The following is a 16,508-nucleotide window of genomic DNA, read 5'->3' on the forward strand; positions in this document are numbered from 1 at the left end:
CACCCCTGCTAGAATGGGCAATTGCCACTTTCCCTTCACGGTGCCCCGCAGGCGCCGCAAGTCCAGGAGACATCCATGTCCCATGCAATCCTCAGCGCGCTCGGCCTCGATGGCGAGCAGTCCGGCAGCTACCTCGGCCAAGGCGAGTGGTCGAAGACCACCGACGCCGGCGCGCTGCAGCCGGTGAACCCGGCCACCGGCGAGGTGCTTGGCACCGTGCATGCGTCCAGCGCCGCCGATTACGAGGTGATCGTCCAGCGCGCGCAGGAAGCGTTCAAGGTGTGGCGCACCACCCCGGCGCCGCGTCGCGGCGAAGCCGTGCGGTTGTGCGGCGAGGCGCTGCGCAAGCACAAGGACGCGCTGGGTTCGCTGGTCGCGCTGGAGATGGGCAAGATCAAGCCCGAGGGCGACGGTGAAGTGCAGGAGATGATCGACATCGCCGACTTCGCGGTGGGCCAGAGCCGCATGCTGTACGGCTACACCATGCATTCGGAGCGCCCGGGCCACCGCATGTACGACCAGTACCATCCGCTGGGCCTGGTCGGCATCATCAGCGCGTTCAATTTCCCGGTCGCGGTGTGGGCGTGGAACGCCATGCTGGCCACCATTGCCGGCGACATCTGCATCTGGAAGCCGTCGCCGAAGACCCCGCTGTCGGCGATCGCCACGATCCGCATCTGCAACGATGCGCTGAAGGCCGGCGGCTTCCCCGACCTGTTCTTCCTGTTCAACGACGCCGGCAGCGACCTGGCGCAGGCGTTCGTCGACGACAAGCGCATCCCGCTGATCAGCTTCACCGGCTCGACCAAGGTCGGCCGCATGGTCGGCGAGCGGGTGGCCCAGCGCATGGGCCGCTCGTTGCTGGAACTGGGCGGCAACAACGCGATCATCGTGGACGAGACGGCCGACCTGAAGCTGGCGATCCCGGGCATCGTGTTCGGCGCGGTCGGCACCGCCGGCCAGCGCTGCACCACCACCCGCCGCGTGTTCGTGCACGAGTCGATTCATGACAGCGTGGTCGACACCCTGGTCAAGGCGTACAAGCAGGTCGAGGGCAAGATCGGCGATCCCACCCTGGCCACCACGCTGATGGGCCCGCTGAACAGCCAGGAAGCGGTGCAGGGTTATCTCGCCGCGATCGAGAAGGCCAAGGCGGCTGGCGGCACCGTCGCCACCGGCGGCAAGGCGCTGACCGATCGCAAGGGCAACTTCGTGCTGCCGACCATCGTCACCGGGCTGAAGAACGCCGACGAGGTGGTGCAGACCGAGACGTTCGCGCCGATCCTCTACGTGATGCCGTTCAAGACGCTGGACGAGGCGATTGCGCTGCAGAACGACGTGCCGCAGGGCCTGTCCTCGTCGATCTTCACCACCAACCTGAAGGCGGCCGAGCAGTTCCTGTCGGCGGCGGGTTCCGACTGCGGCATCGCCAACATCAACATCGGCACATCCGGTGCGGAGATCGGCGGCGCGTTCGGCGGCGAGAAGGAAACCGGCGGTGGCCGCGAGTCCGGTTCGGATGCCTGGAAGGTGTACATGCGCCGCCAGACCAATACCATCAACTACTCGGACGCGTTGCCGCTGGCGCAAGGCATCAAGTTCGACTTCTGATGAACCGGCTGCGGGCGGTTCGCCACCCGCAGCCGACGGCGATGCATGACGGCGCTGATCCACCACCTCGACATGAGTGAGCGATCCGATGAGCTATCAACCGTCCTACCGCCCGGGCACCGGCACCAGTTCGCTGGCCGTGGTGAGCCTGGTATTCGGCATCCTGGCCTGGTGCGTGCTGCCGTTCGTGGGCGCGATCGTGGCGATCATCTGCGGCCATCTGGCGCGCAGCGAGATTCGCCGCAGTCCGTCCGATGCCCGCATCGAGGGCGACGGCATGGCCGTGGCCGGTCTGGTGCTCGGTTACGTGCAACTGCTGCTGTGCGTGCTGGCGGTGTTCGTGCTCATCGCTGCGCTGATCTTCGGCTTCGCCTTCTCGAACTGGCATTGATGCCGCGCATGCCTTTCGATTTCCACGGGTATCGCGTCGTCGTCGCCGGCGGCAGCCGCGGCATCGGCCGCAGCATCGCGCTGGGTTTTGCCGAAGCCGGCGCGGCCGTGTCGATCTGCGCCCGCGGCGTGGCGGCGCTGGAGGAAACCCGCCAGGCGCTCGCCGCCCACGGCGTGCTGGCGCACGCGCAGAGCTGCGACCTGGCCGATGCCCGCGCCATCGAGGCCTATGTGGCGGAGGCAGCCAGCGCGCTCGGCGGCATCGACGTGCTGGTCAACAACGCCAGCGGCTACGGTTTCGACGACGGCGACGAGGCATGGATCGCCGGTTTCAACGTGGACCTGATGGCGGCGGTGCGCGCGTCGCGCGCGGCCCTGCCGCACCTCAAGGCCGCGCCGCACGGATGCATCCTGCACACCAGCTCGATCGCCGCCTTCCGCCCGCGCGCGAACGGTGCGGCGTATGCAGCGGTGAAGGCGGCGCTGAGCCAGTACACCACCTCGCAGGCACTGGCGCTGGCGGAACACCGCATCCGCGTCAATGCGATCGCGCCGGGCTCGATCGCGTTTGCCGACGGCCTGTGGGAGCGCCGCAAGCTGGAACAGCCGGAGCTCTACCGCGCCACCCTGGCGAAGATTCCGTTCGGCCGCTTCGGCAAGCCGGAAGAGATCGCCCACGCCGCGCTGTTCCTGGCCTCGCCGTGGGCGGGCTGGATCACCGGTCATACCCTGGTCGTCGACGGCGGACAGATGCTCCATGGCTGACGAGAACGCTTCCCTGCCATCCACCGCGCGCTTCGGCGATCGCGTGGATGACTACGTGCGCTACCGGCCGGACTATCCGGTGGCACTGCTGGACTGGCTGCAGCGCGAGCAGGGCGTGGACAGCAGCTGGCGTGTGGCGGACATCGGTGCCGGCACCGGCATCTCCTCGAAGCTGTTCCTCGACGCCGGTTACCGGGTGACCGCGGTGGAACCGAATGCGCCGATGCGCACCGCGGCCGAACACTGGCTGCGGGCGTATGCGGGCTTCGATGCGGTCGACGGCGGCGCCGACGCCACCGGCTTGCCCGACGCCAGCGTGGACCTGGTCACCGTGGCGCAGGCATTCCACTGGTTCGACGAGGACGCGGCACGACGCGAGTTTGCGCGCATCCTGCGTCCGCGCGGCCTGGCGGCGATCTGGTGGAACTCGCGTCGACTCAACGGCACCCGTTTTCTGGAAGGCTACGAGGCGCTGCTGCTGGCTTACGGCACCGACTACGCCAGCGTGGCCGAGCGCTATGCCGACGACGCGCGCATGCGCGCCTGGTTCGGCGCCGGCTTCCGCGGTGCGGCCCGTTTCGAACACGCGCAGCAACTGGATTTCGAAGCCCTGCGCGGACGCCTGATGTCGTCGTCGTATGCGCCGAAGGCAGGCCATCCCCGGCACGAACCGATGCTGCGCGCACTGCGCGAACTGTTCGACAGCTGTGCCGAAAACGGCACGGTAAGCTTCGATTACGATACCCGCATCTTCGCGGGCCAACTGGCCTGATCCATGTACGACATCCTGCGCCCGCTGCTGTTCAAGCTCGATGCCGAGACCGCGCATCGCGCCACCCTGTATGCGTTGGGCGTGGCCCAGCGCAGCAACTTCGCGCACTGGATCGCCAAGCCGCCGGCGGACCTGCCGACGAAGGTGTTTGGCATCACCTTCCCGAACCCGGTCGGACTCGCCGCCGGACTGGACAAGAATGCCGAACACCTGGACGCGCTCGATGCGCTGGGTTTCGGCTTCATCGAAGTGGGCACGGTGACGCCGAAGCCGCAATCGGGCAATGACCGGCCGCGCCTGTTCCGGCTGCCGCGGCACGAGGCGATCATCAACCGCATGGGCTTCAACAACGCCGGCGTCGATGCGCTGGTGCGCAACGTGCAGCAGTCCAGCTATCACGGCGTGCTCGGCATCAACATCGGCAAGAACAAGGACACGCCGAACGAGAAGGCAGTCAGCGACTACCTGCTCTGCCTCACTCGCGTGTACGAGCATGCCAGCTACGTCACGGTGAACATCTCCTCGCCGAACACCCAGGGCCTGCGCGACCTGCAGGAGGAAGCCACGCTGCGCCGCTTCATCTCGGTGCTGCGCGAGGCGCAGGAGCGGCTCGGCTCGCAGCACGGACGGCGCAAGCCGATGCTGCTCAAGATCGCGCCGGACCTGGGCGAGGCGGAACTGGACGCGATCGCCGAGGTGCTGCTGCACACCGGCATCGACGGGGTGGTTTGCAGCAACACCACGATCGACCATGCGGCGGTGGCCGACGACCCGCACGGCAACGAAGTCGGCGGGTTGTCCGGCAAGCCGCTGTTCGACCGTTCCACCGCGGTGCTGGCGGGCATGCGTCGGCGCCTGCAGGGCCGCGTTCCGCTGATCGGCGTGGGCGGCATCCTCGACGGCAGCGACGCCGCCGAGAAGTTGGAGATGGGCGCTTCGCTGGTGCAGCTCTACTCGGGCCTGATCTATCGCGGGCCGCCGTTGGTCGCCGAGTGCGTGAATGAAATCCGCCGCCAGCGCGAGGCCGCCGATGCCGTCTGAACGTACTTGCCTGCCTGCCGAGCGCGTGGACATGGGCGGTTACACGCTCACCGAAAACGCCGCGCTGGCGACGCGCAACACGTTGCGTGTCGATGCGCGGGCGAAGCTGCTGGCCGAGATCCGCGACGCCAGCAAGCTGCCCGAGCTGCTCGACTTCCCGGCGCTGCGCGGCGACCGCCTGCTGGTGCTGGGCGAGGGCAGCAACCTGCTGTTCACCGGCGACTTCGACGGCACCGTGCTGGCGATGGCCACCCGCGGCGTGCAGGTGGAGAGCGACGGCGCCAGCGCGCGCATCGCGGTGGCCGCCGGCGAACGCTGGGATGACTTCGTGCGCTGGACCCTGGGCCAAGGCTACGCCGGCCTGGAAAACCTGATCCTGATTCCCGGCACCGTCGGCGCCGCACCGATCCAGAACATCGGCGCTTACGGCTGCGAGGTCGCCGAGTTCGTCGAGAGTGTCGAGGCGTGGGATACGCGCGAACGTCGCGTGGTGACGCTGGACCATGCCACCTGCGCCTTTGGCTACCGCGATTCGCTGTTCAAGCACGAGCCGGGCCGCTACATCGTCACTGCCGTGCGCTTCGTGCTGCCGCGCAGCCGTCCGCTGCGCACCGACTACGCCGGCATTGCCGAGGAGCTGGCGCGGATGGGCGTGGACAAGCCCGCGCCGTTCCACGTCGCCGAGGCGGTGGTGCACCTGCGCACGCGCAAGCTGCCCGATCCCGCGGTGATCGGCAACGCCGGCAGCTTCTTCAAGAACCCGATCGTCGAGGCCGCGCTGGCCGATGCGCTGAAGCGCGAGCATCCCGGCCTCGCCGTCTGGCCGCAGCCCGACGGCCGCTGCAAGGTGTCCGCCGCGTGGATGATCGAAGCCGCCGGCCTCAAGGGTGTGCGCGAAGGCGACGCCGGCATGTCGAACCGCCATGCGCTGGTGCTGGTCAACCACGGTCAGGCCACCGGGCCGCAACTGTGGGCGCTGGCGCAACGGGTGATTGCCGATGTCGAGGCGAAATTCGGCGTGCGGCTGGAGCCGGAGCCGGTCATCGTCGGCACGCAAGGCGCGTAGGGCGGGCACTGCCCGCCGCTCTCGTTGCGTACGAGAAAAGCCGGCGGGCAGTGCCCGCCCTACGGCAGCGTCATGCGCGAATCGGGCGTTCCAGGTTCGGCAGGAACACCGTGATCAACCCCATTAACGGCAGGTACGCGCACAGCCGGTAGACGTATTCGATGCCGTGCACGTCGGCCAGTCCGCCGAGCACGGCCGCGCCGATGCCGCCCATGCCGAAGGCCAGGCCGAAGAACAGCCCCGAGATCATCCCCACGCGTCCGGGCAACAGGTCTTGCGCGTAGACCAGGATCGCCGAGAACGCCGAGGCCAGCACCAGGCCGATGATCACCGTCAGCACGCCGGTCCACATCAGGTTCGCGTGCGGCAGCAGCAGGGTGAATGGCGCCACGCCGAGGATCGACACCCAGATCACCCACTTGCGCCCGATCCGGTCGCCGACCGGGCCGCCGATCAGCGAGCCGGCGGCCACCGCGAACAGGAACACGAACAGGTGCACCTGCGCGCTCTGCACCGACACGCCGAATTTGTGGATCAGGTAGAAGGTGTAATAGCTGCTGAGGCTGGCCAGGTAGAAATACTTGGAGAAGATCAGCAGGCCGAGGATCGCCAGCGCGCCGATGATCTGCTTGCGCGACAGCGCCACCACCGCGAGGTGCCGCGCCGCCGACTTGCCGCGGGTGATGTGGTGATGGCTGTACCAGCGGCCCACTTGCAGCAACACCACGATCGCCAGCAACGCGGCAAGCGAAAACCACGCCACGCTGCCGCGCCCGTGCGGCACGATGATCCACGCGGCCAGCAGCGGCCCCAGCGACGAACCGGTGTTGCCGCCGACCTGGAACAGCGACTGCGCCAGGCCGTGCCGTCCGCCCGAGGCCATCCGCGCCACCCGCGAGGATTCCGGGTGGAACACCGACGAGCCGGTGCCGACCAGTGCGGCGGCCAGCAGCAATACCGGGAAATTCGGAGCGACGGCGAGCAGCAGCAGGCCGCACAAGGTGAAACCCATGCCGACCGGCAGCGAATACGGCATCGGCCGACGGTCGGTGACCGTGCCGACCAGCGGCTGCAGCAGCGAGGCGGTGAGCTGGTAGGTCAGCGTGATCAGGCCGACCTGCGCAAAGCTGAGATGGAAGTCGTGCTTCAGGATCGGATAGATCGCCAGGATCAGCGACTGGATCATGTCGTTGAGCATGTGCGCGAAGCTGATCCCGCCGAGCACCGCGAACTGGGTGCGCTCCGTGGCGGGTGTTCCGATCGACGACGGAATGGCGGCAGGGGAGAGCGGGGCGCTTTCGACGCGGGTCTGCATGGGGCGTTCGATCGACAGGGCGGGCTCGGCGGCAGGACCGATGGGGAGCGCCAACCATAGGGCAAACGACCGTCGGCCTGCATGTGCCGATCGTTCGGCGGCAGTGCAAGTGTCATCCTGCGGTCAGGAAAATGCCGCAGGCTGAGCATTGCCTGACCTGCTGGCGCCATGCCCGCCCCGTCTTGTCCGTGGCGGGCTACCATGCGGGAATGCTGTATCCACCCTTGCCGGACCCGGTGTACCGATGAGCAGCCGCCTGATTCGCGAAACCTTGCCGACCGACGCTGCCGCGCCAGCCGCCAACGATGCCGCGCCGTCGACGCCGGGACCGGACCTCACCGACAGCCGGCTGTACATCCACCGCGAGCTGTCGCAGCTGCAGTTCAACATCCGCGTGCTGGACCAGGCGCTGGACGAGCGTACGCCGCTGCTGGAGCGGTTGAAGTTCCTGCTGATCTTCTCCGCGAACATGGACGAGTTCTTCGAGATCCGGGTGGCCGGGCTGAAGGGGCAGATCGCGCTGGACCACGAGATGATCGGCCCGGACGGCATCCCGCCCAGGCGTGCGTTGGCCGAGATCAGCGAGATCGCGCACCGGCAGATCGCACGGCAGTACGCGATCCTCAACGAGCGCATCCTGCCGGAACTGGTCACACACGGCATCCGCATCGTGCGGCGCACGCAGTGGACGCACAAGCAGAAGATGTGGGTGCGCCGTTACTTCCGCGAGGAGGTGGCGCCGCTGGTCACCCCGATCGGGCTCGACCCGACCCATCCGTTTCCGCTGCTGGTCAACAAGAGCCTCAACTTCATCGTGCGGCTGGATGGCGTGGACGCGTTCGGCCGCGACTCCGGCCTGGCGATCGTGCCGGCGCCGCGCGTGCTGCCGCGGCTGATCCGCATGCCGCTGGAAATCTGCGAAGGCGGCGACAACTACGTGCTGCTGTCCTCGATCATCCATGCCCATGCGGAGGAGCTGTTCCCCGGCATGCAGGTGCTTGGCTGCTACCAGTTCAGGCTGACCCGCAACGCCGACCTCACGCTCGATCCGGAGGACGTCGAGGACCTGGCACTGGCGTTGCGCGGCGAGCTGTATTCGCGCCGCTTCGGCGACGCGGTGCGGCTGGAAGTGGCCGACAACTGCCCGAAGGACCTGACCGATCACCTGCTCAGGCAGTTCGGTCTCACCGAATCGGAACTGTATGAGGTGAACGGCCCGGTGAACCTGGCGCGGTTGTTCCGCATCGCCAACAACGTGAGCTATCCGCAACTGCAATACCTGCCGTTCACGCCAGTGCTGCCGAAAGCGCTGCAGCACGCCGAAGACCTGTTCGAGGTGATCGGCAAGCAGGACGTGCTGCTGCTGCACCCGTATGAGTCGTTCGCGCCGGTGGTCGACCTGCTGCGCCAGGCGGCAAAGGACCCGCAGGTGCTGGCGATCAAGCAGACGCTGTACCGCACCAATGCGAACTCGGAAATCGTCGATGCGCTGGTCGATGCCGCCCGCGCCGGCAAGGAAGTGACCGCGGTGGTCGAGCTGCGCGCGCGCTTCGACGAGGAATCCAACCTCACGCTTGCCTCGCGCCTGCAGCAGGCCGGCGCGATGGTGATCTACGGTGTGGTAGGCATCAAGACGCACGCCAAGCTGATGCTGATCCAGCGCCGCGAGGGCAGCGAGCTGGTGCGTTATGCCCACCTCGGCACCGGCAACTACCACACCGGCAACGCCCGCCTGTACACCGACTACAGCCTGCTCACCTCCGACGAGGCGCTGTGCGAGGACGTGCACAAATTGTTCAGCCAGCTCACCGGCATGGGCAAGGTGCTGCACATGAAGAAATTGCTGCACGCACCGTTCACGCTGAAGAAGACCTTGCTGGAACTGATCGCACAGGAAGCCTCGCACGCCGCCGCCGGCAAGCCGGCGCAGATCATCTTCAAGGTCAACGCGCTGACCGAGCCGAAGATCATCCGCGCGCTGTACAAGGCCAGCATCGCCGGCGTGCAGGTGGACCTGATCGTGCGCGGCATCTGCTGCCTGCGCCCCGGCGTGGCCGGCGTTTCCGAAAACATCCGCGTGCGTTCGGTCATCGGCCGCTTCCTCGAACACAGCCGTGCCTACTGGTTCGCCAACGATGGCGAGCCGCAGCTGTACCTGTCCAGCGCCGACCTGATGGAACGCAACCTGGATCGCCGCGTTGAAACCGCCTTCCCGATCGAAGGCAAGAAACTGCAGCACCGCGTGCGCCATGCGCTGGAGCTCTACCTCACCGACAACACCAGCGCCTCGCTGCTGCAACCTGACGGTGAATACCTGCATTCATCCATCGCCGACGGTGAGCCCGTCCGCAACGTGCAGGTCGAGCTGATGGAGAAGCTGTGCGGGGCAGGGGCCGGCAGCACGCACTGAGATGATCGAGGCTTCCTGCGCACACGAAAAAGCCGGCGCAAGGCCGGCTTCCCGTCAATCGTAAAATCCGTGGTGGAGCGGATGGGGATCGAACCCACGACCTCCACGATGCGAACGTGGCGCTCTCCCAGCTGAGCTACCGCCCCACGGAAGCCGCAAATGGTAGCAGCGTGCTTGGGGGTTCGCCAAGACCTGATGTGCCAGGCTCAGCCGGGCAGCAGTGTGCTGAGGCGGTCGTGCAGCACGTCGCGGCGCCAGCCTTCGAGGAAGTCGGGCCATTCGGCGGTGACCACGTATTCCTCCAGCACCTTGCGCGGGCACAGCAGGCCGGGCGGCAGGTCGAGCTCGCCGGCGAGGGTGTCGATCAGCTGTTTCATGTCGCCGAGGGCTTTCTTCGCCTCGCCCTGCGGGTGGTTGGGGATGCGCGAGGTGGCGGCGATTTCCTCGGCGCTGACCGCGGGGGCCAGCAGTTCGAACAGCTCGCTGCGCTGGGCGGCGCGCAGCGCACGCTGGCCACGGCTGCGCTGTTCGAGATCGCCAAGGCTGGCCGGCGGCTGTTGCGCCAGGCTCAGCGCCAGGGCGTCGTCGAGCAGCCAGGGGCGTGGCACGTCGAGGCGGCGCGCGCTGCGGTCGCGCCACAGCAACAGGCGGCGCAGCAGGGCCTGTTGCGCGGCCGGCCAGTCGGCGGCGCCACGCAGGGCACGTTGCGGCTGCGGGTCGCCGTCGCGGTGGCTGGCGCGCTGCTTCAGGCGCGCGCAATCCTCGGCGTGCCAGGCACGGCGATCGCGCTGCTGCAGGCGTTCGGCCAACTGCTCGTGGATGGTTTTCAGGTACACGACATCCAGTGCGGCGTAGCTGCGCTGCGAGTCGGTGAGCGGGCGTTGCAGCCAGTCCGAACGGGTCTCGCCCTTGTCCAGGTCCACCCCGGTCAGCTCGGCGACCAGCGCGCGGTAGCTCAGGCCCAGGCCCATGCCGGCGAAGGCGGCGGCGATCTGGGTGTCGAACAGGATGTGCGGGCCGTCCGGCAGCAGCGGCGCGAGGGTTTCCAGGTCCTCGCCGGCGCTGTGCATGATGGTGACCGCCGGGCCGGCGCCGAGCAGCGGCTGCAGCGCCGCGCCGATGTCGAACGCGAGCGGATCAATCAGGGCGTAGCGCCCATTCCAGCCCAGTTGCAGCAGCGCCAGTTGCGGGTAGAACGTGTTGCGGCGCATGAACTCGGTATCCAGGCCGATGGCGGCGTCGGCGGGTATCGCGGCCAGCCACGCTTGCAGCGCATCGGGGCGGTCGATCCAGTCGGCGGCAGCGGTTTCGGGCAGTGACATCGGTACTCCTTGGAAGGCGCGGGCGCGGATTGCCCTGTCGGCGGTTTGTGCCTATGGTGAGCAGCGCACGATAACAGGCCGCACCAAGGACGCCCATCTATGCCGAACAACGCAACCCTGCGCCGTCAGCGCACTCTCGGTGGAGCGCTCGGGGTGATCGTGCTGGGGTTCGCGCTGACGTATCACTTCTTTCCGCGGTTGTTCCATGTCGACCCGACCCAGGCACCGCGCCGTTCGATGTCGCTGGGCGCCGCCACGTCGGGCAGCGGCTTGCAGCCGGAGCGGATGTCGGCGATCGGCGAGCTCAACGCCGGACCACCGCTGACGCTGGCACCGACGGCGGTGATCGTCGCGCGCAACAGCAAGAATGCGAATCTGCCCGAGCAGCTGAGTGCGGACCCGCCCGAGGTGAAGGCCTTGCTGGATCGCGCGACCAAGGCGCTGCATGCCGGCCAACTGGTCGGTGACGGGAACAGCGCCGCCGCGTTGTTCCAGCAGGCGCTGAAGGACAAGCCGGACAGCCGTCGCGCGGTGCAGGGCCTGTTCGACGTGCGCGCGCGGCTGGTGGCGGAGATCGATCAGGACATCGCGGTGGGCGACGTCGATGCGGCGCAGGACCTGCTCGGCGCGCTGCGCGCGCTGCCGAATGCCGAAGCGGAAGTGACGCAGCTGGAAGCGAGCCTGAAGGTCCTGGAGAAGGTGCGGCCGATGCTGGCGAAGGCCGCCGGCCTGCTGCAGCAGGGCAGGGCCGACCGGCCCGCGGGCGGCAGTGCGCTGGACCTGTACCGCGAGGTGCAGACGCTGGACCCGCAGAATGCGGTGGCCGAGCAGGGCATCTTCCAGGTGCAGCGGGCGGTGCTCGACCGCGCGCTGGCGGCGGTGGCGCAGAACGATTTTTCCGGCGCGGACCGGGAGCTGGCCGAGGCGCAGACGATCCGCCCCGGTTCGCAGCAGATGATCGATGTGCACAAGCGCGTCGACGACATGCGCGAACAGCGTGCGAACGGTGTGCTCGCACAGGCGCACTCGGCACTGGATGCCGGCAACGTCGGGCTGGCAGCGAAGCTGGCGGCGCAGGTGCGGGCGATCGACCCGAGTCTGGCGGCGCTGGCGGCGTTCGACGAACAGCTGACCAATGCGCGGCTGTACGCCAGCTACAAGCCCGGCCAGGTATTCACCGATCGCTACGTCGACCTGCCGGGCAAGGCCCCGGCGATGGTGGTGATTCCCACCGGCAGTTTCCAGATGGGTGCACCGGCCGACGGGGAAGACCACGCCGATGCCGAGACGCCGCAACATACGGTCACCATCAGCAAGGGTTTTGCGATGGCGCGTACCGCGGTGACCGTGGGCGAGTTTCGCGAATTCGTGCGCGCCAGCGGCTACGTGCCCGACTCGATCAAGCTGGGCGGCGCCAGCGTGTACGACGAGCGCAGCGGCGCGCTGCGCGACGATTCGGACGCGACCTGGCAGGACGACTACGCCGGCCGCAAGGCTGACGACAAGCTGCCGGTGGTGAACGTTTCCTGGAACGATGCCAAGGCGTATGCCGACTGGCTCGGCCAGCGCACCGGCAAGACCTACCGGCTGCCCAGCGAGGCCGAATTTGAGTATGCGCTGCGCGGTGGGACCAGCACCCGGTACTGGTGGGGCGACGGCATGCCGACCCGTTCGGTGGAGAACCTGACCGGTTCCGGCGACCGCTCGCACAGCGGCCGGCGCTGGAGCCATGCCTTCCGCAACTATCGCGACGGCTACTGGGGGCCGGCGCCGGTGATGAGCTTCGCCGCCAACCCGTTCGGCCTGTACGACATCAACGGCAACGTGTCCGAGTGGGCGCAGGATTGCTGGCACGACAACTACGTCCGCGCGCCAAACGACGGAAGCGCCTGGATCAACCCTGGCTGCCGTTCCCACGTGGTGCGCGGCGGCTCGTGGGGCAGTTCGCCGGACCAGGTGGACTCGGCCTACCGCCAGGGCGCCGACGGCAGCCTGCGCAGCGGCCGCGTGGGCTTCCGCGTGGTGCGCGAATTGTAGAGGGACATGAAAAACCCCGCGCAAGGCGGGGTTTTCATTGCGTTGGTACGGTGAGAGGACTCGATGGGTTAGCAATTATGCGGCCTGCGCGGCATCGTTTAGTGAAGTACCAACATAAGTACCATCATTCGCTGCCAGCTTGCTGGCGATCCATGCGTGTACCTCGGCGGCTGACCATGCCACGGTGCTACGGGTGGGTGTCAGTGCGCGGGGCTGCGGGAACATACCCTTGCTCGCCCACCGGTACAGCGTGGTCTTGCCGACTCCGACAAGCGCCAGCACGGCAGGCAGGCGGAGCAAGCCGGGTGCGGCGGTGCTGTGTGTTGCAACGTTCATGCTGTCATTCCTTCACGCACGGCAAGGCAGCCGATGGACTGGCTGCGGTGCCTGTGGTGTGTAGTGGTGCCGGTGGTGCCCGCGTTGGGGCCGATGGGTATCGAAGGGCGGCGCTTCGTGTATTGCTTCACGTCACGCCGCCCAGGCGCGTGATCCTCGACGCGGGGGCACGGGGGGAAGCGCGTTCGACCGAACTGTTAGATGGGGTGACGGAAATTTGTGCTGAAAATTTCCGCTACTCCCGCTGGCTGCTCGGTGCCCATTACTTCCCGATGGTGAACTGCTGGCGATCCAGCGTGACCCGCGATGGCGCATGCTGGCCCGAGTCGGGAATCTTCGGGATGTAGTTTTTGTACGACGTGTACATGGCACTCCCCGCGCTCGCTCCCTGCGATGCCGCTCCCGCTAGACCAGTCACAAGCTGCCCGTTGATTTCAGCGGTACGGCTGCGCGCCTGCTGCTGCGTTTCAAGCTGCCCGTTCTCCCGGTTCTTCTCGATGCGGGAAACGTCACGACCGGACTGCATCATGATGTCGTTCAAGATCGCATCTGTGGAATTGCCGGATGCGCCGGATTCCGCAGAGGCCGCGCGGGCTGCTGCTCGCTGCTCACGGGCCGCTTTGATCCGATCATCGGTCTGTGCCATCGCCGCTTGGTCGGTCTGCTGCTGGGCAACCTTCATTTGATCTTCCAGCGCGTGCTTCTGCTGGTTGGCTTGGTAGACGGATGCGCCCGCGGCAAGCACTGCCATGACTCCCATCGTTATGGACGCCGGTTCACACATCGTTGCGGTCTCCGGTGTTGAAGCGCATGAAGCCGACGACCGGGAAGCCGTTGTGCTGTTGCTCTAGTACAGGTTTCAGCCCAAGGCTGACTAGCCAGCGGTGCGCCCGTGCGTGCTCGGCATCGACGCACGCAACCAAGGCGGGAAAAGTGCGCGACCATCGGGCCACTACCTCTTCAGCCATCCGCATGAACGTCATCTGGATACGCGGGGGTGGTGCTGCGCATAGCAGCCAGGGCATGCCCACGCGCTGCATCCCTTCGGGCTTCTCTCCGCGCCACTCAGCCACGCCAAACACGGCTTGAACCTCGCCATCCCATGCCGCCATGAACGCTTCATCGGAAGCCGCTACAGCCTCGCGGATCGCATCGGATGCTGACTGCCAGCCGCGGCGCTCCAGCTCCACGAGGTCTTCCCGCGACAACCTCGCAGCCAGCTCGGGGATCGCTTCGGGCCGTACTGCACTGAAGGTAATCATGAGGTCACCTCCACGCCCTTTGCGGCCAACTGTTGCCGCACACGCTGGCCCAGCACTGCCACGTCCACCACGCGGGGCGTGAAGGACTGTCGGGGTTCTGTAGCTACCGTGGGTGCCTTCTGAGCCTCGCTCGGGCGTGCGGCGCCGTTATGGGGGCGGCGGATACGCTGGCGAATCCAAGGCAGCACAGAGGCGCGGGTGGTTGCAGTTGGTGCCTGCTCTTCCTGTTGCTCGCGTGCCGCATCCACGGCAGCCGCGTTAGGCAGAAGGTCACCGCAACCGTACCGCGCGGGGGCACGCTGAATCCGTAGGTTATCCGTGCGTAGGTTCAGGGAATTGCTGTCGGCAAATCGTACGTGCTCGCCTTTGCCCGCTCCGGCGATCAGGCGCGCGATTCGCAGTTTTGTCTGCCGGCCATCTGCTCGCCGGCCGTTCGCTTTCACATAAGCGCTGCCGTTGCCGTTATCGTTCAATGACCAGTGCTGGGAAAATCCCGCGTCCATCAGTCGTCGGTAATCATCGGCGTACAGGGTGGCCCGCTGGTCGGTGTTCGCCAGCGCAACATGCGCGAGTTGCTGACCATCTGCGTCGGTGGTGTATTCGGGTGCTGTCTGTTGCTTCTGTTTCTTCATTAGTCTCGGTCTCTCAGGGCATAGCCGTCCGTCACCGGCCGCAGTGCGGGCAGTGGGTGGGCTATCTGTGGGTGGTGGTGGTGGTGGGGTGTCCGGCGTGCTGCGGCAGATTGACCGCTACGGGCTACAACCACGCCGCTAGGCGCGGCGCTACAGGGGCCGATGGTGGCCCGGTGGGGTTACTCTGGGTTTGCGGGGTGTCTGACAAGGACAGCCACTGTCTAGATAGATTGCTTGGTAACAGACAATGGGTGACCATCTGGCGCCATTCTTCAGCTGTCTGACAAGGACAGCACGGACGGTCAGAAGTCGCCGGTATCCGGCTCGGCAATGTCGGCGAGGAAGGCCAACGTGTCCGCATTGGTTGCGGCAAGCTTGGCCTCATTCGCCAGCATCTCCAGCGCCCGCGCTGCGGCTGCGGGTGTGAGCTTGTCCAGCACTGCGCCGATCTTCTTTGCTGCCTTCTCGGCTGCGTGTTGTATCAGCTGCTCAGGTGTCATTTTCTGTTCCATGTCTTGCCAGCCTGCGCCGGCATCGCGCACATAGCGCCAGTGGGGAAAGCCAGTACCCGGATCATGGGCGGCGCTGCTCCAGTCCTTCGGGTTCACTTCAGGCAACTTGCGGAGCATGGCGCTAACCGTGTCCTTCCCGATCCCAAAACGGGCCGCTATCGACCGCAAGGATTCACCAGCGGGAAGCTCTGCGGTTCCTCGCTTCGTCACTGCGGCCAGGTACTGCCATGCTGCATCCCGCTGCTGCTCCGGGTGCATCTCCATTGCCCGGTCTGCGCAGTTGACCAGCTTGGAAACCAGCACGGCCATCAGGTGCTTCATGGGCAGCACGCGGGCCGGAATGGTCTCTCGCTCGGCCAGCTGGTAAGCGCGCAGGCGGTGGTGCCCATCGACCACGAACAGCCCGCCATCCACGTCGGCCACTAGCACGGGTTCGAGCTGCTGTGTATGCGCTGCCTGAAGGACAAGCCGCATGGTGCCCGCGTGCCTCGTGCTGGTGCCTTCGATGCGCGCACGGTCCCGAAAGGGCACTAGACGTTCCATCCGGGGCTGAAGGGCATCGTCTGTTTTCAGCGAAGCAAGCGGCAGCTGTTGCACCTCGGCGGCCTGAAGCCGCTGGAGTGCTTGGTCAACGGTCACTGCCTAGCGCCTTCACTTCCGGGTGCGTGTGTATCAGGTACTTCAACACCTCGGCATTGCCGGTGTCCCTGCGGAGTCGCGTTTCCAGCTTCCGTTGGAAGTCCTTCAGGCGGTCGAAGGTTGGCACGTCAAAGGCGATGGTGCGGATGTTCAGTGGCTCGCTCAGCGCAATGGCTGCGGCGAGCTGTACGGGATCGAAGTCGATCATGTGGTTGTCTCTCTCTAGGCTATCGACGGTTGCGCCGTCTCTGTGGTCGGTGGTGGTGGATATGCCCGGATGACGGACACGGCAAAGCGCCGCGGGAGCCGCTGGGGCTTCCTCGGGGTTCGGTGGGGTGTCGGCAGGCTTACAAGGGATCGAAAGAGGACATGAGGAGTCCTAAGGAGTCTTTAGGTTC

16 protein-coding genes and 1 tRNA gene are annotated in these 16,508 nt (G+C 66.7%); 8 read left to right on the forward strand and 9 right to left on the reverse strand.

The features are described from left to right. Positions 1-75 precede the first annotated feature (75 nt). The 6 genes from amaB to murB all read left to right on the forward strand — a co-directional run bounded on the left by amaB (position 76) and on the right by murB (position 5,645). Positions 76-1,611 (forward strand): L-piperidine-6-carboxylate dehydrogenase, encoded by a 1,536-nt coding sequence (gene amaB, locus ABIE04_RS12565; protein ID WP_354550642.1) that lies wholly within the window; start codon positions 76-78, stop codon positions 1,609-1,611. Between the two features lie 88 nt (positions 1,612-1,699). Next, positions 1,700-2,002: a DUF4190 domain-containing protein gene (locus tag ABIE04_RS12570; protein WP_354550645.1), complete on the forward strand. Its 303-nt coding sequence runs from the start codon at positions 1,700-1,702 to the stop codon at positions 2,000-2,002. Between the two features lie 8 nt (positions 2,003-2,010). Then, positions 2,011-2,766 carry an SDR family NAD(P)-dependent oxidoreductase gene (locus tag ABIE04_RS12575; RefSeq protein WP_354550647.1) on the forward strand — a complete coding sequence of 252 codons (756 nt, stop codon included), beginning with the start codon at positions 2,011-2,013 and terminating at the stop codon, positions 2,764-2,766. Continuing rightward, positions 2,759-3,538, forward strand: coding sequence for a class I SAM-dependent methyltransferase (locus ABIE04_RS12580; protein WP_354550649.1), 780 nt, complete (start codon positions 2,759-2,761; stop codon positions 3,536-3,538). Before ABIE04_RS12575 ends, ABIE04_RS12580 begins: the two co-directional genes overlap by 8 nt. A 3-nt stretch (positions 3,539-3,541) precedes the next feature. Continuing rightward, positions 3,542-4,579: a quinone-dependent dihydroorotate dehydrogenase gene (locus ABIE04_RS12585; RefSeq protein WP_354550651.1), complete on the forward strand. Its 1,038-nt coding sequence runs from the start codon at positions 3,542-3,544 to the stop codon at positions 4,577-4,579. Between the two features lie 31 nt (positions 4,580-4,610). Beyond that, positions 4,611-5,645, forward strand: a complete 1,035-nt coding sequence (gene murB, locus ABIE04_RS12590) for a UDP-N-acetylmuramate dehydrogenase (protein WP_354551457.1) — start codon at positions 4,611-4,613, stop codon at positions 5,643-5,645. A gap of 70 nt (positions 5,646-5,715) precedes the next feature. Here murB and ABIE04_RS12595 read toward each other — a convergent pair whose 3' ends face one another. Further along, complete coding sequence (locus ABIE04_RS12595) at positions 5,716-6,960, reverse strand: MFS transporter (protein ID WP_354550653.1); 1,245 nt, start codon at positions 6,958-6,960, stop codon at positions 5,716-5,718. Positions 6,961-7,204: 244 nt separating this feature from the next. Between ABIE04_RS12595 and ppk1 the strand changes: the two genes are divergently transcribed. After that, positions 7,205-9,370 carry a polyphosphate kinase 1 gene (ppk1, locus tag ABIE04_RS12600; protein ID WP_354550656.1) on the forward strand — a complete coding sequence of 722 codons (2,166 nt, stop codon included), beginning with the start codon at positions 7,205-7,207 and terminating at the stop codon, positions 9,368-9,370. A 70-nt stretch (positions 9,371-9,440) separates the two neighbouring features. Here ppk1 and ABIE04_RS12605 read toward each other — a convergent pair. Further along, positions 9,441-9,516, reverse strand: a tRNA-Ala gene (locus tag ABIE04_RS12605). 60 nt (positions 9,517-9,576) lie between these two features. Continuing rightward, positions 9,577-10,692, reverse strand: coding sequence for a ribonuclease D (gene rnd, locus ABIE04_RS12610; RefSeq protein ID WP_354550658.1), 1,116 nt, complete (start codon positions 10,690-10,692; stop codon positions 9,577-9,579). Between the two features lie 99 nt (positions 10,693-10,791). Here rnd and ABIE04_RS12615 point away from each other — a divergent pair, with 99 nt between their 5' ends. Then, positions 10,792-12,729 carry a formylglycine-generating enzyme family protein gene (locus ABIE04_RS12615; protein ID WP_354550661.1) on the forward strand — a complete coding sequence of 646 codons (1,938 nt, stop codon included), beginning with the start codon at positions 10,792-10,794 and terminating at the stop codon, positions 12,727-12,729. A gap of 75 nt (positions 12,730-12,804) precedes the next feature. Here ABIE04_RS12615 and ABIE04_RS12620 read toward each other — a convergent pair whose 3' ends face one another. The 6 genes from ABIE04_RS12620 to ABIE04_RS12645 all read right to left on the reverse strand — a co-directional run bounded on the left by ABIE04_RS12620 (position 12,805) and on the right by ABIE04_RS12645 (position 16,318). After that, positions 12,805-13,065: a helix-turn-helix transcriptional regulator gene (locus ABIE04_RS12620; protein WP_354550663.1), complete on the reverse strand. Its 261-nt coding sequence runs from the start codon at positions 13,063-13,065 to the stop codon at positions 12,805-12,807. Positions 13,066-13,327: 262 nt separating this feature from the next. Next, positions 13,328-13,816, reverse strand: coding sequence for a virion core protein, T7 gp14 family (locus tag ABIE04_RS12625; protein WP_354550665.1), 489 nt, complete (start codon positions 13,814-13,816; stop codon positions 13,328-13,330). A 25-nt stretch (positions 13,817-13,841) separates the two neighbouring features. Continuing rightward, positions 13,842-14,327, reverse strand: a complete 486-nt coding sequence (locus ABIE04_RS12630; protein ID WP_354550667.1) for a hypothetical protein — start codon at positions 14,325-14,327, stop codon at positions 13,842-13,844. Beyond that, on the reverse strand, positions 14,324-14,959 hold the full coding sequence (locus ABIE04_RS12635) for a hypothetical protein (protein ID WP_354550669.1): 636 nt from the start codon (positions 14,957-14,959) through the stop codon (positions 14,324-14,326). Before ABIE04_RS12635 ends, ABIE04_RS12630 begins: the two co-directional genes overlap by 4 nt. A 302-nt stretch (positions 14,960-15,261) precedes the next feature. Then, positions 15,262-16,110, reverse strand: a complete 849-nt coding sequence (locus ABIE04_RS12640) for a ParB N-terminal domain-containing protein (protein ID WP_354550671.1) — start codon at positions 16,108-16,110, stop codon at positions 15,262-15,264. Next, positions 16,100-16,318, reverse strand: coding sequence for a hypothetical protein (locus tag ABIE04_RS12645; protein ID WP_354550673.1), 219 nt, complete (start codon positions 16,316-16,318; stop codon positions 16,100-16,102). Before ABIE04_RS12645 ends, ABIE04_RS12640 begins: the two co-directional genes overlap by 11 nt. Between the last annotated feature and the right edge of the window lie 190 nt (positions 16,319-16,508).

The organism is Rhodanobacter soli (assembly GCF_040548735.1).
GTDB lineage: Bacteria > Pseudomonadota > Gammaproteobacteria > Xanthomonadales > Rhodanobacteraceae > Rhodanobacter > Rhodanobacter soli_A.